Source organism: Cryobacterium levicorallinum (assembly GCF_004402405.1).
GTDB lineage: Bacteria > Actinomycetota > Actinomycetes > Actinomycetales > Microbacteriaceae > Cryobacterium > Cryobacterium levicorallinum.
In genome coordinates, this window is record NZ_SOFE01000011.1 from 131080 (window position 1) to 152132 (window position 21053).

21 protein-coding genes and 1 pseudogene are annotated in these 21053 nt (G+C 64.6%); 7 read left to right on the forward strand and 15 right to left on the reverse strand.

The features are described 5' to 3' along the window. Positions 1 to 288 precede the first annotated feature (288 nt). Positions 289 to 1323: a LacI family DNA-binding transcriptional regulator gene (locus E3O11_RS05970; protein ID WP_092448361.1), complete on the forward strand. Its 1035-nt coding sequence runs from the start codon at positions 289 to 291 to the stop codon at positions 1321 to 1323. A gap of 165 nt (positions 1324 to 1488) precedes the next feature. Here E3O11_RS05970 and rplL read toward each other — a convergent pair whose 3' ends face one another. Both rplL and rplJ read right to left on the reverse strand, forming a co-directional pair. Next, positions 1489 to 1872, reverse strand: coding sequence for a 50S ribosomal protein L7/L12 (gene rplL, locus E3O11_RS05975; protein WP_092340409.1), 384 nt, complete (start codon positions 1870 to 1872; stop codon positions 1489 to 1491). Between the two features lie 54 nt (positions 1873 to 1926). Next, positions 1927 to 2442 carry a 50S ribosomal protein L10 gene (gene rplJ, locus E3O11_RS05980; RefSeq protein WP_092448362.1) on the reverse strand — a complete coding sequence of 172 codons (516 nt, stop codon included), beginning with the start codon at positions 2440 to 2442 and terminating at the stop codon, positions 1927 to 1929. Positions 2443 to 2785: 343 nt separating this feature from the next. Here rplJ and E3O11_RS05985 point away from each other — a divergent pair, with 343 nt between their 5' ends. Both E3O11_RS05985 and E3O11_RS05990 read left to right on the forward strand, forming a co-directional pair. Next, positions 2786 to 4540, forward strand: a complete 1755-nt coding sequence (locus tag E3O11_RS05985; protein ID WP_134495436.1) for an MDR family MFS transporter — start codon at positions 2786 to 2788, stop codon at positions 4538 to 4540. Then, positions 4533 to 4994 (forward strand): MarR family winged helix-turn-helix transcriptional regulator, encoded by a 462-nt coding sequence (locus E3O11_RS05990; protein ID WP_092448363.1) that lies wholly within the window; start codon positions 4533 to 4535, stop codon positions 4992 to 4994. Before E3O11_RS05985 ends, E3O11_RS05990 begins: the two co-directional genes overlap by 8 nt. Here the strand turns inward: E3O11_RS05990 and E3O11_RS05995 are convergent. Both E3O11_RS05995 and E3O11_RS06000 read right to left on the reverse strand, forming a co-directional pair. Continuing rightward, on the reverse strand, positions 4991 to 6508 hold the full coding sequence (locus tag E3O11_RS05995; RefSeq protein WP_198415555.1) for a sensor histidine kinase: 1518 nt from the start codon (positions 6506 to 6508) through the stop codon (positions 4991 to 4993). The two genes, E3O11_RS05990 and E3O11_RS05995, sit on opposite strands and share 4 nt — an antisense overlap. Further along, positions 6505 to 7254 carry a response regulator transcription factor gene (locus tag E3O11_RS06000; protein WP_092448364.1) on the reverse strand — a complete coding sequence of 250 codons (750 nt, stop codon included), beginning with the start codon at positions 7252 to 7254 and terminating at the stop codon, positions 6505 to 6507. The genes E3O11_RS05995 and E3O11_RS06000 overlap by 4 nt, the downstream gene beginning before the upstream one ends. A 195-nt stretch (positions 7255 to 7449) precedes the next feature. Between E3O11_RS06000 and E3O11_RS06005 the strand changes: the two genes are divergently transcribed. Further along, positions 7450 to 8325 (forward strand): hypothetical protein, encoded by an 876-nt coding sequence (locus E3O11_RS06005; protein ID WP_092448365.1) that lies wholly within the window; start codon positions 7450 to 7452, stop codon positions 8323 to 8325. Positions 8326 to 8338: 13 nt separating this feature from the next. On the opposite strand, the gene E3O11_RS06010 is transcribed toward E3O11_RS06005, so the two are convergent. After that, a complete protein-coding gene (locus E3O11_RS06010) occupies positions 8339 to 9454 on the reverse strand; it encodes a hypothetical protein (protein ID WP_092448366.1) in 1116 nt (371 codons plus the stop codon). Positions 9455 to 9725: 271 nt separating this feature from the next. On the opposite strand from E3O11_RS06010, the gene E3O11_RS06015 reads away from it, so the two are divergent. Together E3O11_RS06015 and E3O11_RS06020 are read left to right on the forward strand one after the other, a co-directional pair. Beyond that, complete coding sequence (locus tag E3O11_RS06015; protein WP_369828660.1) at positions 9726 to 10313, forward strand: YqaJ viral recombinase family protein; 588 nt, start codon at positions 9726 to 9728, stop codon at positions 10311 to 10313. A gap of 214 nt (positions 10314 to 10527) precedes the next feature. Further along, positions 10528 to 11505: an NADP-dependent oxidoreductase gene (locus E3O11_RS06020; RefSeq protein ID WP_241991095.1), complete on the forward strand. Its 978-nt coding sequence runs from the start codon at positions 10528 to 10530 to the stop codon at positions 11503 to 11505. 120 nt (positions 11506 to 11625) lie between these two features. Here E3O11_RS06020 and E3O11_RS18070 read toward each other — a convergent pair. The 5 genes and pseudogenes from E3O11_RS18070 to E3O11_RS06045 form a co-directional block, all read right to left on the reverse strand. After that, positions 11626 to 12108: pseudogene (locus E3O11_RS18070) on the reverse strand (signal peptidase I); the annotation flags it as partial. Beyond that, positions 12105 to 12851: an LPXTG cell wall anchor domain-containing protein gene (locus E3O11_RS06030; RefSeq protein ID WP_092448369.1), complete on the reverse strand. Its 747-nt coding sequence runs from the start codon at positions 12849 to 12851 to the stop codon at positions 12105 to 12107. The gene E3O11_RS06030 and the pseudogene E3O11_RS18070, both read right to left, overlap by 4 nt. Continuing rightward, positions 12848 to 14080: a fibronectin type III domain-containing protein gene (locus E3O11_RS06035; protein WP_166787505.1), complete on the reverse strand. Its 1233-nt coding sequence runs from the start codon at positions 14078 to 14080 to the stop codon at positions 12848 to 12850. The genes E3O11_RS06030 and E3O11_RS06035 overlap by 4 nt, the downstream gene beginning before the upstream one ends. 90 nt (positions 14081 to 14170) lie before the next feature. After that, on the reverse strand, positions 14171 to 14698 hold the full coding sequence (locus E3O11_RS06040; RefSeq protein ID WP_092448371.1) for a hypothetical protein: 528 nt from the start codon (positions 14696 to 14698) through the stop codon (positions 14171 to 14173). 91 nt (positions 14699 to 14789) lie between these two features. Beyond that, positions 14790 to 15407: an alternate-type signal peptide domain-containing protein gene (locus E3O11_RS06045; RefSeq protein WP_092448372.1), complete on the reverse strand. Its 618-nt coding sequence runs from the start codon at positions 15405 to 15407 to the stop codon at positions 14790 to 14792. A 475-nt stretch (positions 15408 to 15882) separates the two neighbouring features. Here E3O11_RS06045 and E3O11_RS06050 point away from each other — a divergent pair, with 475 nt between their 5' ends. Further along, entirely contained in the window at positions 15883 to 17304 is a 1422-nt protein-coding gene (locus tag E3O11_RS06050; protein ID WP_092448373.1) for a cryptochrome/photolyase family protein, read from the forward strand. Here E3O11_RS06050 and E3O11_RS06055 read toward each other — a convergent pair. The 5 genes from E3O11_RS06055 to E3O11_RS06075 all read right to left on the reverse strand — a co-directional run bounded on the left by E3O11_RS06055 (position 17301) and on the right by E3O11_RS06075 (position 20892). Next, positions 17301 to 17924 (reverse strand): signal peptidase I, encoded by a 624-nt coding sequence (locus E3O11_RS06055; protein ID WP_092448374.1) that lies wholly within the window; start codon positions 17922 to 17924, stop codon positions 17301 to 17303. The two genes, E3O11_RS06050 and E3O11_RS06055, sit on opposite strands and share 4 nt — an antisense overlap. Positions 17925 to 18009: 85 nt before the next feature. Further along, positions 18010 to 18669 carry a hypothetical protein gene (locus E3O11_RS06060; protein ID WP_134478140.1) on the reverse strand — a complete coding sequence of 220 codons (660 nt, stop codon included), beginning with the start codon at positions 18667 to 18669 and terminating at the stop codon, positions 18010 to 18012. A 183-nt stretch (positions 18670 to 18852) separates the two neighbouring features. Continuing rightward, positions 18853 to 19506 (reverse strand): signal peptidase I, encoded by a 654-nt coding sequence (locus tag E3O11_RS06065; RefSeq protein ID WP_166787506.1) that lies wholly within the window; start codon positions 19504 to 19506, stop codon positions 18853 to 18855. Positions 19507 to 19550: 44 nt separating this feature from the next. Next, positions 19551 to 20111, reverse strand: coding sequence for an alternate-type signal peptide domain-containing protein (locus E3O11_RS06070; protein WP_092448377.1), 561 nt, complete (start codon positions 20109 to 20111; stop codon positions 19551 to 19553). A gap of 211 nt (positions 20112 to 20322) precedes the next feature. Next, a complete protein-coding gene (locus E3O11_RS06075) occupies positions 20323 to 20892 on the reverse strand; it encodes an alternate-type signal peptide domain-containing protein (RefSeq protein ID WP_092448378.1) in 570 nt (189 codons plus the stop codon). Positions 20893 to 21053: the final 161 nt, after the last annotated feature.

Here is a 21053-nt window from a genome sequence, read left to right on the forward strand (position 1 = left end):
GCTGAGATTCCGCCAGGGCGGGTGGCTCCGGACTAGTGGCACCGGCCCAGAATAAGCTATTTCTGCCACAACTCGGGAACCGGTTCCACACCATAAATTACGTCACCCGATCAGCGATAGCAACCCTGCGAAGATAACAAAATGGCAAAGATCCAAAACCTGCCGCTGGGAACCCTCCATGTGTGGCGGAACATCAGCAGAGAATCAGGGGTTATCATGGAACCGGTTCCATGATGCGCCAACCCGCGCTATCGTGTCTGAGAACCAGTCGCCAAAGACGGAGACCAGATGAGTTCAATTGCCGATGTCGCGCGCCTCGCCGATGTGGCCAAGGCCACTGCCAGCCGGGCACTGAGCGGCCGGGGCTACGTCTCGGCCGAGACCCGCCAGAAGGTTGTCGACGCGGCCAGGCAGCTCGGTTACGTTGCGTCACAAAACGCCGCCAGCCTGGTGACCGGCCGAACCAAGAGCGTCGGGGTGATCATTCCTTTTATTAACCGTTGGTTCTTCGCCGAGGTGCTGGAAGGCGTGGAAGAGGCACTGCTCGAGCAGGGCTATGACATGACCCTGTACAACCTGCCCCTGGCCTCTCCCGAACGCGAGCGCGTCTTTGAGTTCTTTCTGGCCCGCAAGCGTTTCGACGGCATTGTCTCGGTGGGCGTTGCCCTGAGCGACGCCGAGGTCAATCATCTACATCGTCTGGGGCGCCCGCTGGTCGGGATCGGCGGCGCTATTCGCGGCGTGCCCACCATTTCCATCGACGACGTTGCCGCCGCCAGGCTGGCCACAGAGCACCTGCTCAGCCTCGGGCATCGCGACATCGTGCACGTCGGCGGCAGCCGGGTCAATGAGATGGATTTTCACGTGCACAGAAACCGCTACGGCGGCTTCGAGGCGGCCATGACGGAGGCGGGTTTACCGGTGCAAGGGTGCCTTCATACCTCTGAATTCACCGTTCCCGGCGGCCATGAGCGCGGTCTGGCCCTCCTGGGCGACCCACGGCAGCGACCGACCGCGATCTTCGCGGCGAGCGACGAGATCGCGATTGGACTCATTGTCGCGGCTCGGGAATTGGGTATCCAGGTGCCAGCAGAGCTCAGCGTGATCGGAATCGACGGGCATCCATATTCCACAATGTTTCGTCTCACAACACTGGAGCAGCATCCGCGTCGGCAGGGCCAGCTCGCGGTTGCTTCGCTGCTGGCCGAGTTTGAGAACCCAACGCTTGGTGGGCACGATGACGCGTCCACCGTGCTCCAGACGAACCTCGTTATTCGTTCGAGCACGAGCGCGCCACGTCAACCGACCGTCTCGGGTTCCTGACAACACACCTGCGCGAGCGCGGCATCCGCTGTGGGTAACGCTCATCAGGCCCGCTGGGGTACGACAAAGGGGCGCCGTCTCCTTTCGGAAACGACGCCCCTTGCACGCTGATCAGTCCGAAAACTGGTCGGCTACGCCTCAATCAGAGCCCCTATGGGGCGTTGATTACTTGAGGGTAACGGTTGCGCCGGCCTCTTCGAGGGAAGCCTTGGCCTTCTCGGCAGCATCCTTGGCAACGCCCTCGAGGACGGCCTTCGGCGCGCCATCGACAACAGCCTTGGCCTCGCCGAGGCCCAGGCTGGTGAGCTCGCGCACAACCTTGATGACCTGGATCTTCTTGTCGCCAACGGCGTCAAGGATGACGTCGAACGCGGTCTGCTCTTCGACCTCTTCAGCAGCAGCGGCGGGGCCAGCGGCTCCGGCAGCGGCGACGGGAGCGGCTGCGGTGACCTCGAAGGTCTCCTCGAACGCCTTGACGAACTCGGAGAGCTCGATGAGGGTCAGGCCCTTGAACTGCTCAAGCAGGTCTTCAGTGGAAAGCTTTGCCATGATGTACTCCTATTAGTTTCTTAAAAATTCGTGAACCGTGAACCAGGCAGGTGCCTAGTTCGCGGACTCCTGCTTCTCACGCAGCGCGTCGATGGTGCGAACAGCCTTCGACAGCGGTGCCTGGAAGAGATAAGCGGCTCCGAACAGCGATGCCTTGAAGGCGCCGGCCAGCTTGGCCAGCAGCACCTCGCGGGACTCGAGGTCGGCAAGCTTGCCAACCTCCGCTGCGGTGAGCGGGTTACCGTCAAAGTAACCGCCCTTTACCACCAGGAGAGGGTTTGCCTTGGTAAAGGCACGCAGGGTCTTCGCGACGGCGACGGGGTCTCCGTGCACGAAGGCGATAGCGGACGGACCGACAAGTTCCTCGTCGAACGAGGTGATGCCGGCATTGTTGGCCGCAATCTTGGTGAGCGTGTTCTTTACCACGGCGTACGTGGCGTCCTCACTGATGGACTTACGCAGGCTCTTGAGCTGCGCAACAGTGAGACCGCGGTACTCGGTGAGCAGAACGGCGGTCGAGCTCTGGAATTTCTCCGTAAGCTCGGCGACCGTTGCTTCCTTGTTCGCCATGGTGCTCCTCATTAATAATCATGTGCCGGGTAGCCCGGGGCGCAGACATGAAAAAAGCTCCAGCGCAGGGCGCCGGAGCTTGGGGAACAATCCAAAAGATTGTAGCTGAACTTCGAACACCTGCGCGGGCCGTTCACGTGAATGAACCTTCGTCTGCACTTCTGTCTTTCGACATAGCGCAGCAACCGGCGGTCTGTGGCTAAAGTTCACCCTACGGCAGGTTGCGGGCGCGCGCAAATCAGCATCCACTTACCGGCCAGTGTCGCATCTGCCGACGCGAAATGGTTGACATGCATCCACTACCTGCCTATCGTTGATATCTGTCAACCACTTAAGGAGTCGCATGGCCCGCGCCAGTCGAACCGCTCGAGAGCCGGCCCCCGACGGTTCGATGACCCACCGCCAGGTGCTCGAAGCCCTGTCGGGCCTGCTGCTGGGCATGTTCGTGTCGATTCTGGCGAACACCGTCGTGAGCACGTCGCTGCCGCTCATTCTCAGTGACCTCAAGGGCTCGCAGTCGGCCTATACCTGGGTCGTCACGGCGACGCTGCTCGCTACGACGGTGAGCACGCCCATCTGGGGCAAGGTCGCCGACCTGTTCAACCGCAAGCTGCTCATTCAGCTGGCCCTCGCCGTCTTCGTGATCGGCAGCGCCCTCGCCGGTTTCTCGCAGGACGCGGGCACCCTCATCGCGTTCCGGGTGCTGCAGGGCCTCGGCGCCGGCGGTCTGGTCGCCCTCAGCCAGATCATCATGGCCGACATCATCAGCCCCCGCGAGCGCGGCCGCTATGCCGGCCTGTTCGGCGCGGTCATGGCCCTCGGCACCATCGGCGGCCCTCTGCTCGGCGGCGTCGTAACGGATGCCTTCGGCTGGCGCTGGAACTTCTTCATCGCCCTGCCGGTGGCAATCGTCGCCATCGTGCTGCTGCAGCGCACCCTGCACCTGCCGGCACGGCCGAAGCGGGTCGTACGCATGGATTATCTGGGCGCCGCGCTCATCACGAGCAGCATCTCCCTGCTGCTGATCTGGGTGACCCTGGCCGGTTCGCAGTTTGAGTGGCTGTCGATGACCTCGTGGGTCATGGCAATCGGTGCCGTCCTGCTGCTCGTAGCGGCCGTCATCGTCGAGATGCGCGCCACGGAGCCGATTATTCCGCTCAGCCTGTTTCGGAGTCGCACCTTTACCTTCGCGACGGTCGCGAGCCTCGCGGTCGGCGTCTCCCTGTTCGGAACCTCCGTCTTTCTCAGCCAGTACATGCAGCTCGCCCGCGGCGCGACGCCAACCGAGTCCGGCCTGCTCACCATTCCCATGATGGGCGGCCTACTCATCTCGTCGACGCTGTTCGGAACCGTGATCAGTCGGCGCGGCACCTGGAAATCGATCATGGTCTCCGGCTCCGTGCTCATGCTCGTCGGCACCACCCTGCTCGGCACGCTCGATGTGTACACCAGCCTCGTCTTCGTCGGCGTCTATATGTTTACCCTCGGAGCCGGCCTGGGCATGGTCATGCAGAACCTTGTTCTGGTCGTGCAGAACACCATTGAGGTGCGACACCTCGGCGTCGCCACCAGCTCGGTCACCTTCTTCCGCAGCCTCGGCGGCGCGGTCGGTGTCTCGGTGATGGGGTCGATTCTGGGCAGTGTCGTCGCCACGCAGATCAGCAGCCGCGTCGGCAATCTCAGCCCCGCCAATCAAGCGGATGCGGGTCGACTGCTGGGCGACGGTGTCATCCCGCAGGTCAATCTGCTGCCCGACGTGCTGCGCATCATCGTTGAAACGGCCTACGGCTCCGGCGTCGGCCTGATCTTCCTGGTCAGCGCACCGCTGGTTCTCGTGACCCTCCTCATGGTGTCGCTGCTGCCCAATCATCCGCTCGGCACGGAGACCGGCATCGATCGGGTGCGCTCGGCCACCGTAGAGTCGACTCCGGCGCCGAAATCGACCCGGCTGCGCGAGACGGAAACCGTGGAGGACATCGTGATCGACGTGAGCGCGGCGTCCGCTGGCCTGCTGCCGGTGGGGCGCGCCCACGATACCCAGTCGATTCGTATCGTGCAGCCCGCGAGCGACAAGACCAGGACAACACGCGATGAGTGACAGGGTCGCACCGACATTTGTGGATGGCGAGAGCCCCGAACTCGCCCGGGTTGAGGCACAAATGGCCCTGCTCGCCTCGGGAATCCGGGCCAGCACCCGGTCGACCGCGGCCAGCATCGACCCGGCCCTGGAGCCGTTCGGGCTGGCTGTGCTGCGCGTGCTCGCTCGACGGGGTGAAACCCACGCCGGAGTCGTCGCCGAGGTGCTCGCGGTGGATCGGAGCATGATCAGCCGCCAGGCCAGGCTGCTCTGTGGGCTGGACCTCGTCGGAACCCGGGTCGATCCGCTCGACGGTCGCGCGCGGTTTCTGGCGCTCACCCCGCTCGCCGAGGCGAAGCTGGCCAAGGTGCGCCGCGAGCGCACCGCTCTCGTTCACCGACGCCTCAGCACCTGGACGACCGCCGAGCTCGACCAGTTCGCCGTTCTGCTGGAGCGGCTGAACGAAGCCGACTAGGCCGCGACGAGCGGAAGCGCCACCCGAAACTGGGTGCGACCGGGAGCGCTCTCGACACTGACTTCGCCGTGGTGCGCAGCGACGACCGCTGCCACGATGGCGAGGCCCAGGCCGGTGCTGCCGGTTCCGCGAAAGCGTGAGCTGTCGCCGCGGGCGAACCGTTCGAACAGGGTGTTTTTGAGGGCATCGGGAATGCCCGGACCGTTGTCGGTGACCGTGATGACGGCCTGGTCGCCGATGGCGGTGAGCACGATGACCACGCTGCTGCCGGCATCCGTGTGGATCCGGGCGTTAGCGAGCAGATTGGCGATGACCTGACGCAGGCGCGGTTCGTCGCCGGTCGCCTCGATCGGTTCTTCGGGCAGCTCGACGTTCCAGCCGTGATCGGGGCCGGCGGCGTGCGCGTCGCTGACGGCGTCGACGAGCAGCATGGTGAGGTCCACCGGCTCCAGTTCGAGTTCACGGCCCTCGTCGAGGCGGGCCAGCAACAGCAGGTCCTCGACCAGCCCGGTCATGCGCACCGACTCCGACTCGATGCGACCGAGCGCGTGCATGGCGTCGGGCGGCAGCTCCTGGCCGCTGCGGCGGGTGAGTTCGGAATACCCGCGAATGGATGCCAGCGGGGTGCGCAGTTCGTGGCTCGCGTCGGCGACGAACTGGCGCACCTTGCGTTCGCTCGCCTGCCGAGCCTCCAGGGCGAGGTCGACGTGGTCGAGCATGCGGTTGAGGGCGGCGCCGACCCGGCCGACCTCGGTGCGCGGATCGGTGTCGCCGGCCGGAACCCGATCATCGAGCGAGACCTCGCCGCGGTCCAGCGGCAGCTGCGCGACCCGGGTGGCGGTCGCGGTGACCCTCTGCAGTGGGCGCAGGGCCAGCCGCACCACCCAGGCGGCGATGATGGCGACGATCACGAGTCCGACGAGCGAAACAAGGCCAACGATCAGGGCCAGTTGGGCGGCCGTGGCAGCAACTCCGGAAAGCGGAAGGCCGACCAGGTAGAGCGTGCCGGTGCGGGACGTTTCGGCCTGCACTCGGTACTCGCCGAGTTCGCCGCCGAGGTGCACCGTGACCGGCGTCGATTGGTTGACGTGGTCGGCGAGGATCTGCACCTGCTCCGACGTGAGCGCCTCGATTTGTCCGCTCTCGTCGTCGGTGTAGCCGGTCGTGATGCTGGTTCCGTCGTAGACGAGGGCGAGTAGTCCGGGCGGCTGGGCCGGGCCGCTGAGAATGCTGTCGGCCGTCGGAGTGCCGAAGTAGGGGTTGCCGGGCAGGTCGCCGAGACGGTCGCCGTCGTTGTCGCCGACGCCGCCGAGCGCGGCCCCGGAACGGTCAGCGGCCGAGGCGAGCTGTAGGTCTAGCCGGTCGACCAGGGAAGCGCGCAGAATGACGACGCTCACGATGCCGATCGTGATGCTCACGACCGCGAGCAGCCCGACGACGGTGAGCACGAGGCGGCGCTGCAGGGTCCAGGGCGAGCGGGTGCGGCCGCGGCGACGGGGCATCCGCTCAGTCATGAAGCAGTTTTGAGCATGTAACCGGCGCCACGCACCGTGTGGATCATCGGCTCGTGGCCGACATCGACCTTCTTGCGCAGGTACGAGATGTAGATTTCGACGACGCTGGATTTGCCGCCGAAGTCGTAGCTCCAGACCCGGTCGAGAATCTGGGCTTTGCTGAGCACCCGGCGCGGATTGCGCATGAGAAAGCGCAGCAGTTCGAACTCGGTCGCGGTCAGTTCGATGGCGTCGCCGTCGCGAAACACCTCGTAGCTGTCCTCATTGAGGGTGAGGTCGCCGACGGTAATGCGCGGGTCGGTCGAGTCCGCCACGGCCAGGGTGGAGCGGCGGATGAGACCGCGCAGCCGGGCGACGACCTCCTCGAGGCTGAACGGTTTGGTGACGTAGTCGTCGCCGCCGGCGGTGAGGCCAATGATGCGGTCGTCGAGGGAATCCTTGGCGGTCAGAAACAGCACCGGTGTCTCGTAGCCGTCGGCGCGCACCCGCTGCAGCACCTGCAGGCCGTCGATGTCGGGCAGCATGATGTCGAGAACGATGGCGTCGGGGCGGAATTCGCGGGCGATGCTGAGTGCTTGGCGGCCTTCGCCGGCGGTGCGCACCTCCCAGCCCTCGTAGCGCAGGGCCATCGAGAGCAGATCAGTGAGCGTCGGTTCGTCGTCGACGACGAGTACGCGAATGGCACTGCCGTCGGCCTTGGTCAGTCGGGGGCCGTGGCCGGTGTGCGTGCTCTCACGTGTGCTCATAGTAGTAAGTATCGCTACTTTTCTATGAGTCGACTATGCGTTGCCCTAGCCCTCACTGTGAGCAGCCTTGCCCGGGCGTGCGAATTTGCCGCGTGCTGGGGCAATCCTTGGGTTTCGTCCCGAATTCTGCCGTAAATCCTGAGGTGGGGCGAGCATGATCAATCAGACACGAGGTGCGACACGGGGGAACCGGCCATGACCTTGACAGCCCTGCTCCGCCGCCGAGCACTACCTTCGAGCCCTGCTGCACTCGTCGACCAAGCCCCGGCCGATGCTCACAATCTGACCGACGTCGGCGGAAAGACCTACTTTCTGGTCTACGGACGAGATGCGCTGTTCTGCTTCGACGGTTCGAGCCTGGCCACCGTGCCTCAGGCCCCGGCAGGAATCACGCGCATCGTCGCCGTGGGCACCGACCTGTATCTGACGGCCGAGTCCGACCGGCATCCGGGTCTCACGTCGATTCATCGCTATCGCAACGGCCGGTTCACCTTCATCGCCACAACCGAGGCCTCGCAACTGCTCCTGACCAGCTTTCGCGGACGAGCGTACTTTCGCTTACAGTCCGGCCTCTGGTACGTCAACGGCCGTGAACTGGTTCCAGTAGCCGGATCCCCGATCGACATTCTCGCCCTGACGGTGTTTGGTCAGGAACTCTATATCGTTCACCATGACTCAGAAGTGTGCGCCATCTCGAGCTACCGCGGGTCATCGTTTACCCGGCTGGACGGTGTTCCCGCCGACGGGCCGTTCGAGTTCGCCGCCCTTGATGAGGCGCTATATATTCGCACGCGCCGTCACGTCTATGTCTGGGCGCGGTCAACCTTCAGCCTCGCATCGAGCGGGCGATTCACCGGGCTGGCCGCCTACAACGGGGTGCTCTATGCCAAGGCCTACGGCACGAGCAAGCTCGGGGTGCTCGACCGCACCGGCTTCTCTGAGCTCGCGAATACCCCGCCGCTGAGTGGGGAGATCAACATCGTTCGGGGTGGTCTGTACTTTCTCGACCGCGCCGGACGGCTGCACACGCATCGAACGGCGGCCCCGCCGCTTCGCGCGTCGATTGACTGAGCGCGCTCGCGGTTTATTGCAGGATGTTGAGCAGTTCCGGCGCGGGCACGAGCGCGTGGCTGCCGGGCAGGAACAGCCTCTGGCAGCCGTCGAGTTCGACCTGAATCGACGTGTCGAGCCGGGTGCCTGCGCGCTCCGGCCAGAGCACCGCAAACCGGGTCGGGTCGGTGCTGCACTCGGGCGCCTGCGAAGCGGATGCTGCGGCGGCGAGGAGCACCGCAGCATCCGCTTCAAGGGTGCTCGCGCCGGCAAAGGTGCCGAACTGCAGGTTCATCATTGCGCCGAGAGCGAGGTCATCGATCCCCTCGACGGAGTTGAGCTCGCTGAGGCCGGGGTCTTGCTGCAGATCGACCGTGTAGACGCAGACGCTCGCGCCGTCGACGCCGGCGAGGGACGGAGCCTCGGCCGGCGGCGCCGGAATCGTGGTCGGTTCAGCACCGTCGCTCATGCCCTCCGGAAAGGTCTGCAGGCCCATACCGCCAAAGAGCAGCGACTGCTCGGGCGTGCCGGTGCTCATCGCGCAATTGGCGTCGAGCGCCTCTCGCGTGACCTGCAACACGAGCGGAAGCAGGGTCGTGTCGGTCAGCTCGAGCTCGTCGAGAGCGGTGTGGGTCGCCGGCTTGGTTTTGCCGCAGGAGGTGCGCGGCCAGGCGGCGCGAAGTGCGTCACCGTCGGTGTTTTCGAGCCAGAGTTCCGGCACCAGCTCCATGTCGGCGGTGCAGGCCTGGTTGGGGCCCGCCTGGTCGCTGGGTTCGGCGAGCGCCGACAGCAGCGCGCCGAAGTCGCCCTCAAGGGTCTCGACCTGCACGGCCGACCAGCGGCCCTGCGCGTCGTCGAGGCTGCCGAAAAAGGTGCAGCGATAGGCGGCGACGGGGTTGAAGTCGGTCGGAACCCGTCCCGGATCCGGCGCGGCGGGGTGCTCGGCGGTCAGGTCGGTTTGGGTCGGAACACCCTCCTGCACGGCGATGTCGTGATTGAGGTTGGGCGCCTGGCAGTCGACCCCTTCGACGAGGTGCGCGATCGGAGCGTCGGTCGCGGCGGGGAAGCCGGGGAGGCCGGCGCATCCGCTGAGCAAAATGGCGAGCGTGATCGCGACTGCGCCTCCAGCTGTGCGTGCGCGGTGCGACATAGTATTCCCCCGGTTGGTTGCCGTGCACTCACGCTAGCGAACTCAGATCACTTCGCGATAACGATTCTCAGAGTTTCGGGGCTGCCGAGCGGGGCGTGTCGGGTGCAACGCGGCGCGGCGAGCGGCCGCAGCGTGCGCGGCAGCAAACGAGCGGCACTCCGTGGCGGTGGCGCGCCGACCGGGCGCGCGGGCACACAATAGAGGGGTGCCGAATTCAACGCTGTCCCTCTTCGATCTGGACCAGCCTTCAACGCACCTTGCAGCATCCGCTCTGCTGCCGGCACCGCACACGCTGCGCATCGTCGCTGACTCGACCGACCGGGTGGCCTGGCTGCGGGCGCGCAACCAGGGAATCACCGCAACGGATGTCGCGAAACTGTCGACTCCGAAATCCATTCTGAACGCGGCCCACGACAAAATGCACGGCACGAGCTTCACCGGCAACAGCTACACCGACCACGGGCGGGCCCGGGAACCGGTCATCGCCGCCTGGGTGCTGGAGAACTACGGCATCGAGCCGAGCACGAACCTGTTCCGGTCGCTCGCGCACCCACGGCATCTGGCCACACCCGACGGAGTCGGCGTGGCGGCCAATGGCGATCTGCACCTGGCCGAGATCAAGACCACGAGCAAGCCGTGGCGCAGCATTCCGCGCAGTTATATGCGGCAGGTGTGGTGGCAGCAATATGTGCTCGGCGCCGACCGCACGCTGCTGGTCTGGGAAGAGCACCGGGGCTTCGTGCCGGTGGCCCCAGTGCCCGAATGTCGCTGGATCGAACGCGACGAAGACCAGATCGCCATACTGGTCGGCCTCGCCAACGCCCTGATCGACAACCTCGACGAGCAGACCCGCCGCTAGCGGTCCGTTTGGCGGGGCTTGCGCGGTGAGGGGTCCTCACCGCGCATCCCTCAGGCGCACCCGTCATCGCGCATCCGGGAGCGAGCAACTCCATATGTTTGGACCGGGCCCGGGCCCGCTCCGCGGGCCCACGATAGATCATGGGCCCGCTTTCCGGGCCCGGGCCCGGGCCCGGAAAGCGGGGGCGCGGGTGCGATGCAGCAGAATGGGGAGCATGGCTACTGAATACGAACTGCCGGAGACCATGCGCGCCCTCATCATCGACGAGACCGGCGCCCCCGAGGTGTTGCACCTGGCCGAACGGCCGCTGCCCCGCCAGATTTCCGACGAGGTGCTCATCAAAGTCGTCGCCGCCGGCCTCAACCCGATCGACGCCAAGACCCGTGCGGGCAAGGGCGTCGCGGCCGCGATCCAGAGCTACCCGACCATTCTCGGCAACGACTTCAGCGGAATCGTCGTGCGCGCCGCGTTCGAGGCCTCGCCGCTGCAGCCCGGCGACGCGGTCTACGGCATGGGCCGCGTGCCGCGCACCAGCGGCAGCTTCGCCGAGTATGTCTCGGTCTCGAGCATGAGCGTCACGCACAAACCGGCCAGGCTCAGCCACGCCGAAGCGGCCGCCGTTCCGATCGCGGCGTTGACCGCCTGGGGCATGGTCAAGTTGGCCGGGGCAGCTCCCGGGCAGCGGATGCTGGTGCACGCCGGCAGCGGCGGCGTCGGTCACTTCGCGGTGCAGTTTGCCCGGGTGCTGGGAGCGCACGTGACCGCGACGGCGTCGACCCGCAACCTCGACTTTCTGCGCGAGCTCGGCGCCGACGAGGTCATCGACTACAGCACGACCCGCTTCGAGGATGTGGTCCACGATCTTGACTCGGTCATCGACCTCATCGGCAACGTGCACGACAACACCGGCACCCGCTCGCTCGCGGCCCTGCGCCCCGGCGGCCTGCTCGTGAACGCACCGACCGGCAGCTGGCCGACCATGGCAGCGGATGCCGCCGCCGTCGGCCGCCGCGCGACCGGTTTCAAGGTGTCCCCCGACGCGCGCACGCTCGACGAGATCTCAGCTTTACTCTCCAGCGGAACCGTGCGCGTGCACGTCGACTCCGTGTTCGAACTCGCCGACGGTGCCGCCGCGCACCGACTGCTCGAAGAGGGTCACACCCGCGGCAAGATCGTGCTCCGCGTCTCGTAACCCGAGGGCCGGGTCGTCGGCATCCACTCCCCGTTTGTGGGTTTTTCGGCGGTCGAGCAGGCCGCCGACGACCATGAAGCAGGCATAGCCGAACAGGGCCACGGTCACCACGGGGATGATCCAGGTCCGGTTTGCCCCGGTGATCACGTTGTTGACGTAGCCGACGAAGGGTACCGCGTACCAGAGCCGACCTTGAATCTGCTCGGCCAGCACGGGGTCGTCGTCGGGCGCACTGTTGTTGTCGCCCTGCACGATGAAGGAACGCGGTCCTTCTGAGCTCGAAACGATCGAGAGGATGCGGTGCGTCACGACCTTGGCGTCGCCGGACACCATTTGATACGTAACGACGTCTCCAATGTGCAGCGCGTTGGCGTCGACCGGGCGCACGATGACGACAGTGCCGGGCGAAAGTCCCGGCTCCATCGAGCTGGTCAGCACGGTCAGCGGGGTCGCACCGGTCGCCTTGGGAATGACCACGAGCACCAGTCCGAGCCCGATGACGAGCAGTAGCACGGCAGCGCTAAGCGCGATCCCCAGAAAACGCCAGAGGCTGGGAGCGGGCGTATCGGTCGGCGCGATCGGTGCGTCAGCCGGCTGCGTCACGGTTCACGCCGGTCACGGCGCCGCCGGGTGACCAGCAGCACGCCCAGGCCGAGCAGCAGGCCGCCGCCGATAATGGCCGGAACGGGCAGGTCGACGCCGGTGCGCGACAGAGCATCCGCCCGCTGGGGTACTGACGGTTCGGCGATGGCCGGAATGAGCACGCCATCGTCGTCGCAGGCCGATGCCGCGAAGGGTCCAGCCTCGGCATCGCGCAGCGCAACGAGAACGCCGAGGTCCGCGCGCGCGTTTTGAGCGGTCAGTCCGTTCACGTTCATCATCTCGATCGTGAGCTCGACCCGCAGGGTGTCACCGGCCGCGAGCGGCTGCTCGGGCGCGAGTACCGCGCAGCCCGCGTCGGCCAGCTGCGGAACGGTGGTCACCGTCTGCGCCGCGGCGTCTTCGACGGTCAGGATGAGGTATTCCCGAAGGTCAGAGACCGTTCGATTAGCGGATGCTCCGCCCGGCTCCCGCAGGCTCACCCGCACGTTCGCGGGCCGGTCGCTCGGGTTCTGAATCCACAGGCTCGATTGCATCGAACCATGCGGAATCAGCAGGCCGTACGATCCGAACAGTCCGACGGGCAGGCTGCTGGCAAAATGTTCGCCATCGCTGCTGACCAAGACGTCGGGAGCGGACTCGGCGCCCGGCGCCGCCAGGGCCGGGGCGGCGGTCCCACTCACGGTCAGCAGGAACACGGCGCCCACGGTCGCTGCGATCCGGGCACGGATCAGGAATCCGGTCATGAAGTCACCTCGTCGAGGGTGAATAGCTGGTTTTCCTGGATGGGTACCGTGGTGTCGCACGTCTTCAAGGTGAGCGTGTTGCCTGACTCAAGGCACTTCGTGTCGTCCTTCACGCTGCGAATCTGAAAGGTGGCACTGCCCAAGCTGATCGGGGCGAGCGTGAAACGTTGCTTGGCTTTGTCTGCTGGGCCACTCTGCGTGCTGAGCGACAGCGGAGACGTGCCTTCCGCAGTCCACACCAGGTTCTCGTCAGCGGCGACGATTTCATACTCGGAACCGTTTCTGTCCGCAACGAAGCTGAACCGAGAGGTTGAGGCGGTCGAGCACTCCTTCGTCGCCAGCACTCGTCCCTTTTGTTGCGGGGCGGCCGCATCGACACAGGTCCCGGCGGCGGTGACGACGTGGTACCACACGCCAGGGGCCGGTGGCTGCTTGTTCGTAGACACGGCGAGCTCGTTCGAGGCGGCCAGGTGATTGCCGTTCGCATCGACGGCGTAAATCAGGTAGGTATAGCGCGTGTTCGCCGTCAGGCCGGTGTCGGTGAAGGTTGTGACGCTTTGTGCGTTTGCAACCCGCGTGCCGTTTCGCCAGACCTCGTAGCGCGTCACGGTTCTGTCCTGGGCAGCGGCCCAGGTCAAGGAGATGGAGCTGTGCGTCTTCCTGACCGCCGCCAGATCGCGTGGCGCGGTGTTGGTGACAGATTGCGCGGCGGTGACGAGCGAGATGGGTGACATCCAGTTGCCCGTTCGCGCTTGCAATTCCAGTTGCGCCGTTAGGGAGGTGCTGGCCATGGTGCCGGCGGTGGTGTTGGCGATCGACGTCTGCACGCAGTAGCGCACCGAAGCCCTCGCCGCCAGGTCGCCGCTCAGAGTGACTCCCGTCGCCAGGGGGGTGCTCACTGTTCCGGTCGGGGGCGTCATGGGGCAGCTGCCGGTTGCCGCGATCGACCAGGCGCGCACGTTGACCGCAGCGGAAAACGCGGTCGCGGCGGCCGAACTGACTGTCAGGTCGTAGGCGGCAGGCACGGCGCCGTTGGTCAGGGTGACCGGCTTCGTCGCCGTGAGCAGATGGGACGTGTAGTCGGTCGCGAGCGCGGCGAACCCGTCCTGGCTGATGGTCACGGCGCCCGAGACAGCGGATGCTGTGGGGTTGACCGCCGCGGCGGTCCAGACGGCCTGGGCAACGCCGGTGCCGGCAAAGGTCAAAAAGACCAGGCTCGCAATTGCCACGGCAGATCGTGCGGCGGGCCAGCGCGCCGGACGCCCAGACCGGCTGCGCAGCCGCAGAGAACGACGACGGTTCGATGTCATGGGCTAGACCTACCGTCCGTCAATCAGGAGTCCAAAGCTCGTCGCGGTCTGGGATTGGCTGCCGCTCGGGGTATCCGCTGACAGCCTCACTGAGACGCACAGAAGCGCGCTGGATCCGGGAGCCAGCGTGAGGCCGAGCTCCTCAGCCGGCGGGTCGGCGAAGGTGCCGGCAATGGTGGGAGTGAGGTTTGACGTGCACTCCTGCACCGTCGAAACGGCGCTCACCCCGACGATCAGGGCCTCCGAGAATAGCGTCGAAACGGTCGGCGGCGTCAGGCCGGCGAGGCGAAGGGAGAGCGACACCGTGCCGTCGTTGCGCACGTCGACCGTGCCGACGTTGCTTGCTCCGGGATACAGCGGGGTATTCGACATCTCGAGGTCTGACGTGATGCTGAGCTCGGCGGATCCGGCCTGAATCGTGACTGCCGGGCCAGCCGAAGCGCTCGAGTTCAACTGGGCATAGGTTCCGCCCACGGCCGCAGTGGCCAGCAGGGTCGCACCGAGAATCGCCGCACTCGCGAACAGAAATGTTTTCAAGAGATCACCGGCTTTCGCAAATCAAAAGTGGATGCTGCCTGCTGGTCGTTTCCGGGTGCCCATCGTTGGTGGGCACCCGGGCACCGATCGGTTAGATCTGGGTGAGGTTGACCGCCACGTCCTTGAGGGTGACCGAACCGAGCATCATGGTGTTCTCAGCGCCCAGCGCGCCGTTCGGGAAGGTGATCGTGACCTCGACGGTGACGTCTTCCTCGACGATTCCCGCTCCGGGTGTGATGGTGTAATCCGTCGGGCCGGTGGTCACTGAACGCTCAGTCTGGGAGAAGTTATCCTTGATGCCGCCATCGGGTGTCACTGTCAAAACTGCGGTCCCAATGAGGTAGGCGGCCAGTGCGTCGTCGGCTTTGTGACCCGGCGTGGTGGCGTTGATGGAGCCCGCATCGAGCGTCAGCTCGGCGACGAGGTTGTCCCCCTCGGCCAGGACGTGCATTTTCTTGGTATAGACCAGCACATCGCCGGGCGAGGCCGCGAATGTTTCGAGGTTCAGGACTACATCGTTCTGGTCCGTCCAAACACCGGCAACTTCAACGCCGTCGATGGCGCTGGGAGAAACAACCAGGTTGCCAGCTTCGATCGTGCCGCCGGCCACCACGGCCGAGGAGTTCCATAGCGCAAAAGTCGTGCCACCGCCGAGCAGGAGGGTGAGACCGGCGGCGCCGGCAATCGCGCCTTTGGTGAGCTTGTTCATGGTGAGGCCCTTCGGGTACTGGTCTGAAAACTTCGGGTGGTCGCAGGCCAGCAAGCGGCAGGCGTGGAGCAACGGCAAGAAGCCCGCTACGTGATCGCCGCGGGGTAAGCGCGACGGTGATGCGGCCGGTCGTCCACAACCCTGGGTATTGGGCCATGAATTTGCTACAGTCCGGTGGTGTTTTCTGCGGCTGTAGCTCCATCCGCGATTCACACACTAGATGGGACAGACAAATTTGTCTGTCCTGCTCCAACCCCCAGAATGGGGAATTGAGTTTTTGCGCAAATGGCGACGATTTGGTCTGTACGCACAAAGATTTACGCCGTTTAGCTCTATTTTCCACAGATATACCGACGTTTCGACGTGTGGCTCCGTTGGTCGAACCTCGGCCGACGCTGGCGCGACGAACCGTTCTACCTCCGAATTGGTCTCATCCGCGGCAGGGTACACACTGGAGTTCTCACGAGGAGAGCCCATGACTTCACTTCCCCATACCCCGGCAGAGTCCAACGAGCACGTCGGCCCCTCGGTCGTCTGGTTTCGCGACGACCTGCGCGTCGGCGACCACCCGGCGCTGCACGCAGCCCTCGCCCGACACCGGCCGATCGTGGCCGTGTATGTGTTCGACGACGAGTCCCCCGGAGTGCGCACGCTCGGCGGCGCCGCCCGTTGGTGGCTCCACCAGAGTCTCAGATCGCTCGGTGCAACGCTCGAGGCGCTCGGCGGCGGGCTAATTCTGCGCCGCGGCCCGGCCGCACCGATCATCACCGAAATCGCCCGTGAAACGGATGCCGCTGCCGTCTTCTGGAATCGCCGCTACGGCTCCGCAGAACGCATGATCGATACCGCGATCAAGGCCGAGCTGCGCGCCGACGGCGTCGATGCCCACAGCTTCGCGGGTTCACTCTTGTTCGAACCGTGGACCATCCAAACCGGTCAGGGCGGCTCCTACTCGGTGTTCACGCCGTTCTGGCGTGCCTGCCAGGCCGGTCCGCCGCCGCGCGCGCCCTACCCCTCCCCCGACACCGTCTCCGGGTGGTCGGGCAGCCTCGCTACCGACAGCCTCGACGACTGGGGCCTCGAGCCGAGCGCGCCCGACTGGGCCGACGGGCTGCGCGCGGCGTGGCAGCCGGGCGAGACATCCGCTCAGCAAATGCTTGGGCGCTTTCTGGCCGAATCACTCCCCCGCTATGGGGCCGAACGTGACGAACCGGCCCAGAACGCGACGTCGCGTCTGTCGCCGTACCTGCGGTGGGGGGAGATCAGCCCGCACCAGGTCTGGGCGGCCACCCAGGAGGCGCAACGCTCACTCTCCGGGCCGGCGCTCGCGAGTGCGACCCGGTTTCTCACCGAGGTCGGCTGGCGGGAGTTCGCCTACCACGTGCTGTTTCACGCCCCCGAGCTCGCGACCAAGAACCTGCGGCCCGCCTTCGACGCCTTCCCGTGGCCCGAGCTCGACCACGAAGCCGTGACCGCGTGGCAACAAGGCCGCACCGGCTTCGCCCTGGTCGATGCCGGCATGCGCGAGCTCTGGCGAACCGGAAGTATGCACAACCGGGTACGCATGGTCACCGCTTCATTCCTGATCAAGAATATGTTGGTCGACTGGCGGGTGGGCGAGCGCTGGTTCTGGGACACCCTCGTCGATGCCGATGCCGCCAGCAACCCCTTCGGCTGGCAGTGGGTAGCCGGCTCCGGAGCGGATGCCGCGCCCTACTTTCGCATCTTCAATCCCGAACTGCAGGCGGCCAAGTTCGACCCGCACCAGCAGTACATCCGCGCCAACGTGCCCGAATACGGCACGGATGCCTACCCGGCGCCCCTGGTAGACCTCGGCGAAACCCGCCGCGCCGCCCTCGCCGCCTACGACAAGGTGAAAGCCCAGTCGGCAAGCTAGGCGACCCGAACGGCCGCGATGCCCCTGGAATCCTTGGACAGTTTCTTCTCGGGCTTCTGTTCCGGCTTCTGTTCCGGCTTCTGGTCCGGCTTCTGGTCCGGCTTCTGGTCCGGCTTCTGGTCCGGCTTCTGTTCCGGCTTCTGTTCCGGCTTCTGTTCCGGCTTCTGTTCCGGCTTCTGTTCCGGCGACCCGACGTACCACATGCTCAGAACGCACATAATGAGGGAGCCGAGGGCGAGCGGGTTCTGCAGGTAGACCACGAGATAGCCGAGGCGGGGAACGAAGGCGATCACTCCGCCGATGACATCGGCAGCCGGCACAGTGAAGGGGTCGATCGTGTCGTTCGCATCGCCCTTGGTGGTCAGGGTGCCATCGTCGTTGATGGCCACGAGTCGGTGGGTGGTGCGATCGTCGGCGCGTCGAAAGGCGATGACCTGGCCGACTTCGTACTGGTCGGCCTCAACAAGCACGACGCTGGCCGGCAAAATGGTGGGCGACATTGATCCGGTGCGTACGACGTAGGCCCGGTAGGGCAGGGCGCCCGTGGCCACGAGAGCCACCGGAGTGAGGACGGCGGCGAGCACGAGCAGCAGAATCACGGTGCCTTTGAGTCTCTTCACGGTACGCCTTTCACGCTCGAATTGGAATGGTGAATGGCCCGGACGTCGCTACCCGACAGCGACATCCGAGCCGTTTCATCAAGCCTTAGTGGCCGGGTTCCTGCCCAACTTGTGTTGCGACGATCTGGTACGGCAGCCCCGCATCTGTGGGCGTAACAGGGGCTCCGTTTTGCTGCTTGACCGGGTACGGAAGCCAATCGCCGCCGCCGACCTCAGACTGGCCTACAGCTTTGGCAGCGATCATAGCGCTGAAGGAAACTTTTCCAATTGACCCGGGCGCAAGGTTTTCTTGAAGCTTGTACGCTCGCTCGAGGGGCCAGCAGCCTGCCGGGTCAAATCCAGCACATCCGGGAACACCATCGCCATTGTCGTTCAAGTTCGCCGAATCAAACAGCGCTGTGCCGTTGGCTGAAAGATGGAATTCCATGAAGGTGCCTTCGTCATTCAACGCGTGTAGCGCCTCGGCGTTATTGAAGACGACCCAGACATCCTGGGGACTCAGGCCGTTGTTCACGTAACGTTCCGAGACAGTCTGCATCTCACCGGGGAGCATATTGGTGAAGTGCAAGTCGAGGCTGTCGACGCCTGCGATCTTAATCGAGCCCTTCGTTCCATCAATGCTGCCCTGTTCGGTGTCGCTGAAGTACGCACCGGTCGGCCCCAATGCTGCGAGCGCCATGGTCAACGCAACAGCGACGCCCCCGGCCCCAATGATTGCTTTATTGCGTTTTAACATAAGTTTCACGTCAGTCTCATCTCAAATAGTCAGGTTTGGAGAGAACAATGAGATGTTTTCACTATTCCCATCCAAAACGTTAGGGGTGAGCAATGCTCGTGTATGCCCCCCATTGGGTGCCGCTCTCCCCCCAATCTGGGGGATGGAACGCCTGCTGACGGCGGCATCGAAACCGAGTACGCAACGGATCTTTTAGCCTCGTTCGTCGACCTTCACGCCAGAATCGGCGGCAGGAGAATCGATCGGTGTCCCGCCCAGTCGTTTACCTCGTCGGCGCTTGCGCACGCCGGCCACGACGCCGACCAGGATCTCGTAGCCCGCGTAGGCGAAGAGCAATGAAGCGGCCACCGGAATGAGCCAGGCCCGATTGGAACCATTGACCGCACTGTTGACATACCCAATCAGCGGAACGGAGTACCAGAGCTGCCCTTGCACCTGCGCTTCGAGCACGGCGTCAGCATCGGCCGCCCCGTTGTTGTCACCCTTCGTGACGAACGTGCGCTCACCCGCCGAGGTATTGATGGCGATGATGCGGTGGGTGATGACGCCGCGTTTTCCGGTCTCCATTTGGTAGGTGATGACATGACCCAGTACCAGGGCATCCACTTCAACCGGCCGAACGATGATCAACGTGCCGGGCGGAAAGCCCGGCTCCATCGAGCTGGTGAGTACGGTCAGTGGGATCGATCCGGTGAACTTTGGGATCACGATCAGCACCACGGCGAGCGCGATAACGAGCAGCAACACGGCCAGACTCAGGGCAAACCTGATCTGACGCCACAGACTAGCGGCCTTTCTGGCCGGTTTGGGCAGCGGATATTGATCGGCCGGGAGAGTCGCGCTCAAAGCTTCACTCTTCACGCGACTCTCCATTCTGGGCACAGGGGCAGTTACAACGTCTGCGAAAGGATCACCGCGAGGCCGGACAGGTAAACCGCCCCGGTCTTCGCATCGTCGTCAACCGCGGCGTCTTCTGGGAATGCGATCGTGACGGTAACGAGAAGCTCATGCTCGCCAGCAGTCAGGTCGAACCCCGTGCGACCAACGCCCACACTGGCGCCAACCCCTCCGCCTTCAACCACCTCGACCGTGGTGGCTTTTGTGAGGAGCTCTTCCAGCGCCAGGTTCGCTTCCACGTCGTCGGAAATGATCGAGCCATGGTCGATGACAATTTGCGCCAGGATATTATCGCCCTGCGCGTCCACGTTAAGCACGGACTCGTAGGTGAGGATGTCACCCGGAACAATGAGGTATTCGTCGATGCTGGTGATCGCGTCGTCGTCCTGATCGGCCCAGGTACCTTCCTCCGCCTCGACCGTCAGCGTTCCAGCCGTGATGGTCGCACCGGCGATTGCCACGGTGTCATTCCACAGCGCGAACGTCCCGGCCCCGCCGAGGAGAAGTACGATACCGGCTGCACCTGCTATTGATCCCGTGAGGATCTTGTTCATGAAGTTCTTCCTTTACAAAATTCGGGGGAAACGAGAAGAGATGGACCCCTTAGCGTCTTGCGCCGACGTTTAGGACAGGATCGGCGACATCCGTTCAAAGCCCGAATCAGCCTGCTCCTGGGCAGACCTGGCTACACGGCCAACGGGGAGAGTCGCGCGTTCGAATGTAAATTTCACGCGACTCTCCGCTCGCTGGCCTGCCGAGGAGTTATTAAAGGTGCTGCGTCAGCTTGACCCCGAGCTCGGACAGGTTGACCGATCCGGTCTTCGCAGCGTCGTCGTCTTCGTATTCGGCCGGGAATGTGATCGTGACGATCACCTGGTATTGAACGGAACCTTGCAGGAGTTCGAAATCAATTGACTGGTCGCCCCGAACGGGGGCCGGGCCGGCAGGACCCTCGTGGCGAGACACTTCCACCGCGGACACGTCGGTGTACTCCTTGAGAATCTTCTCGAGCGCCTTGTCTTCGGCAGAGTCGCTGTTCGCAGTGAGCTGACCCTTGTCGACAGACAGCAGCGCCTTGATGTTGTCACCGAGAGCTTCCACGTCGAGTAGCGTCTGGTAGGTGAGGGTGTCACCCGGAACGATGCGGTAGTCCGCAATATTAATCGCGGCCTCCGTCTGGTCTGTCCAGACGCCTTCCCCCGCTTTGACCGTCAGTGTGCCAGCCGTGATGTCCGCACCGGCGACCGCCGCGGTGTCAATCCAGAGCGCGAAGGTTCCCGAGCCGCCGAGGAGAAGAGCGGCAACAGCAGCGCCGGCGATAAAGCCCTTGATCATTCTGTTCACAATTGTGCCTTTCAATTTTCGGTTTTTGGTGTGAAATAATGAAATGTTTTCACTATTCCCAACCAGAACCTTAGAGTTGAAAAAAGCTCAGGTATTCCCCCATTGGGTACTCACGCCACCAAGTGAGGGATGGAACACGGGTTGGCCCAAAA

Coding starts and splice junctions, on each gene's coding strand:
- E3O11_RS05970 (WP_092448361.1), top strand. CDS start 289: ATGAGTTCAATTGCCGATGTCGCGCGCCTCGCCGATGTGGCCAAGGCC.
- rplL (WP_092340409.1), bottom strand. CDS start 1,872: ATGGCAAAGCTTTCCACTGAAGACCTGCTTGAGCAGTTCAAGGGCCTG.
- rplJ (WP_092448362.1), bottom strand. CDS start 2,442: ATGGCGAACAAGGAAGCAACGGTCGCCGAGCTTACGGAGAAATTCCAG.
- E3O11_RS05985 (WP_134495436.1), top strand. CDS start 2,786: ATGGCCCGCGCCAGTCGAACCGCTCGAGAGCCGGCCCCCGACGGTTCG.
- E3O11_RS05990 (WP_092448363.1), top strand. CDS start 4,533: ATGAGTGACAGGGTCGCACCGACATTTGTGGATGGCGAGAGCCCCGAA.
- E3O11_RS05995 (WP_198415555.1), bottom strand. CDS start 6,508: ATGACTGAGCGGATGCCCCGTCGCCGCGGCCGCACCCGCTCGCCCTGG.
- E3O11_RS06000 (WP_092448364.1), bottom strand. CDS start 7,254: ATGAGCACACGTGAGAGCACGCACACCGGCCACGGCCCCCGACTGACC.
- E3O11_RS06005 (WP_092448365.1), top strand. CDS start 7,450: ATGACCTTGACAGCCCTGCTCCGCCGCCGAGCACTACCTTCGAGCCCT.
- E3O11_RS06010 (WP_092448366.1), bottom strand. CDS start 9,454: ATGTCGCACCGCGCACGCACAGCTGGAGGCGCAGTCGCGATCACGCTC.
- E3O11_RS06020 (WP_241991095.1), top strand. CDS start 10,528: ATGGCTACTGAATACGAACTGCCGGAGACCATGCGCGCCCTCATCATC.
- E3O11_RS06030 (WP_092448369.1), bottom strand. CDS start 12,851: ATGACCGGATTCCTGATCCGTGCCCGGATCGCAGCGACCGTGGGCGCC.
- E3O11_RS06045 (WP_092448372.1), bottom strand. CDS start 15,407: ATGAACAAGCTCACCAAAGGCGCGATTGCCGGCGCCGCCGGTCTCACC.
- E3O11_RS06050 (WP_092448373.1), top strand. CDS start 15,883: ATGACTTCACTTCCCCATACCCCGGCAGAGTCCAACGAGCACGTCGGC.
- E3O11_RS06070 (WP_092448377.1), bottom strand. CDS start 20,111: ATGAACAAGATCCTCACGGGATCAATAGCAGGTGCAGCCGGTATCGTA.
- E3O11_RS06075 (WP_092448378.1), bottom strand. CDS start 20,892: ATGATCAAGGGCTTTATCGCCGGCGCTGCTGTTGCCGCTCTTCTCCTC.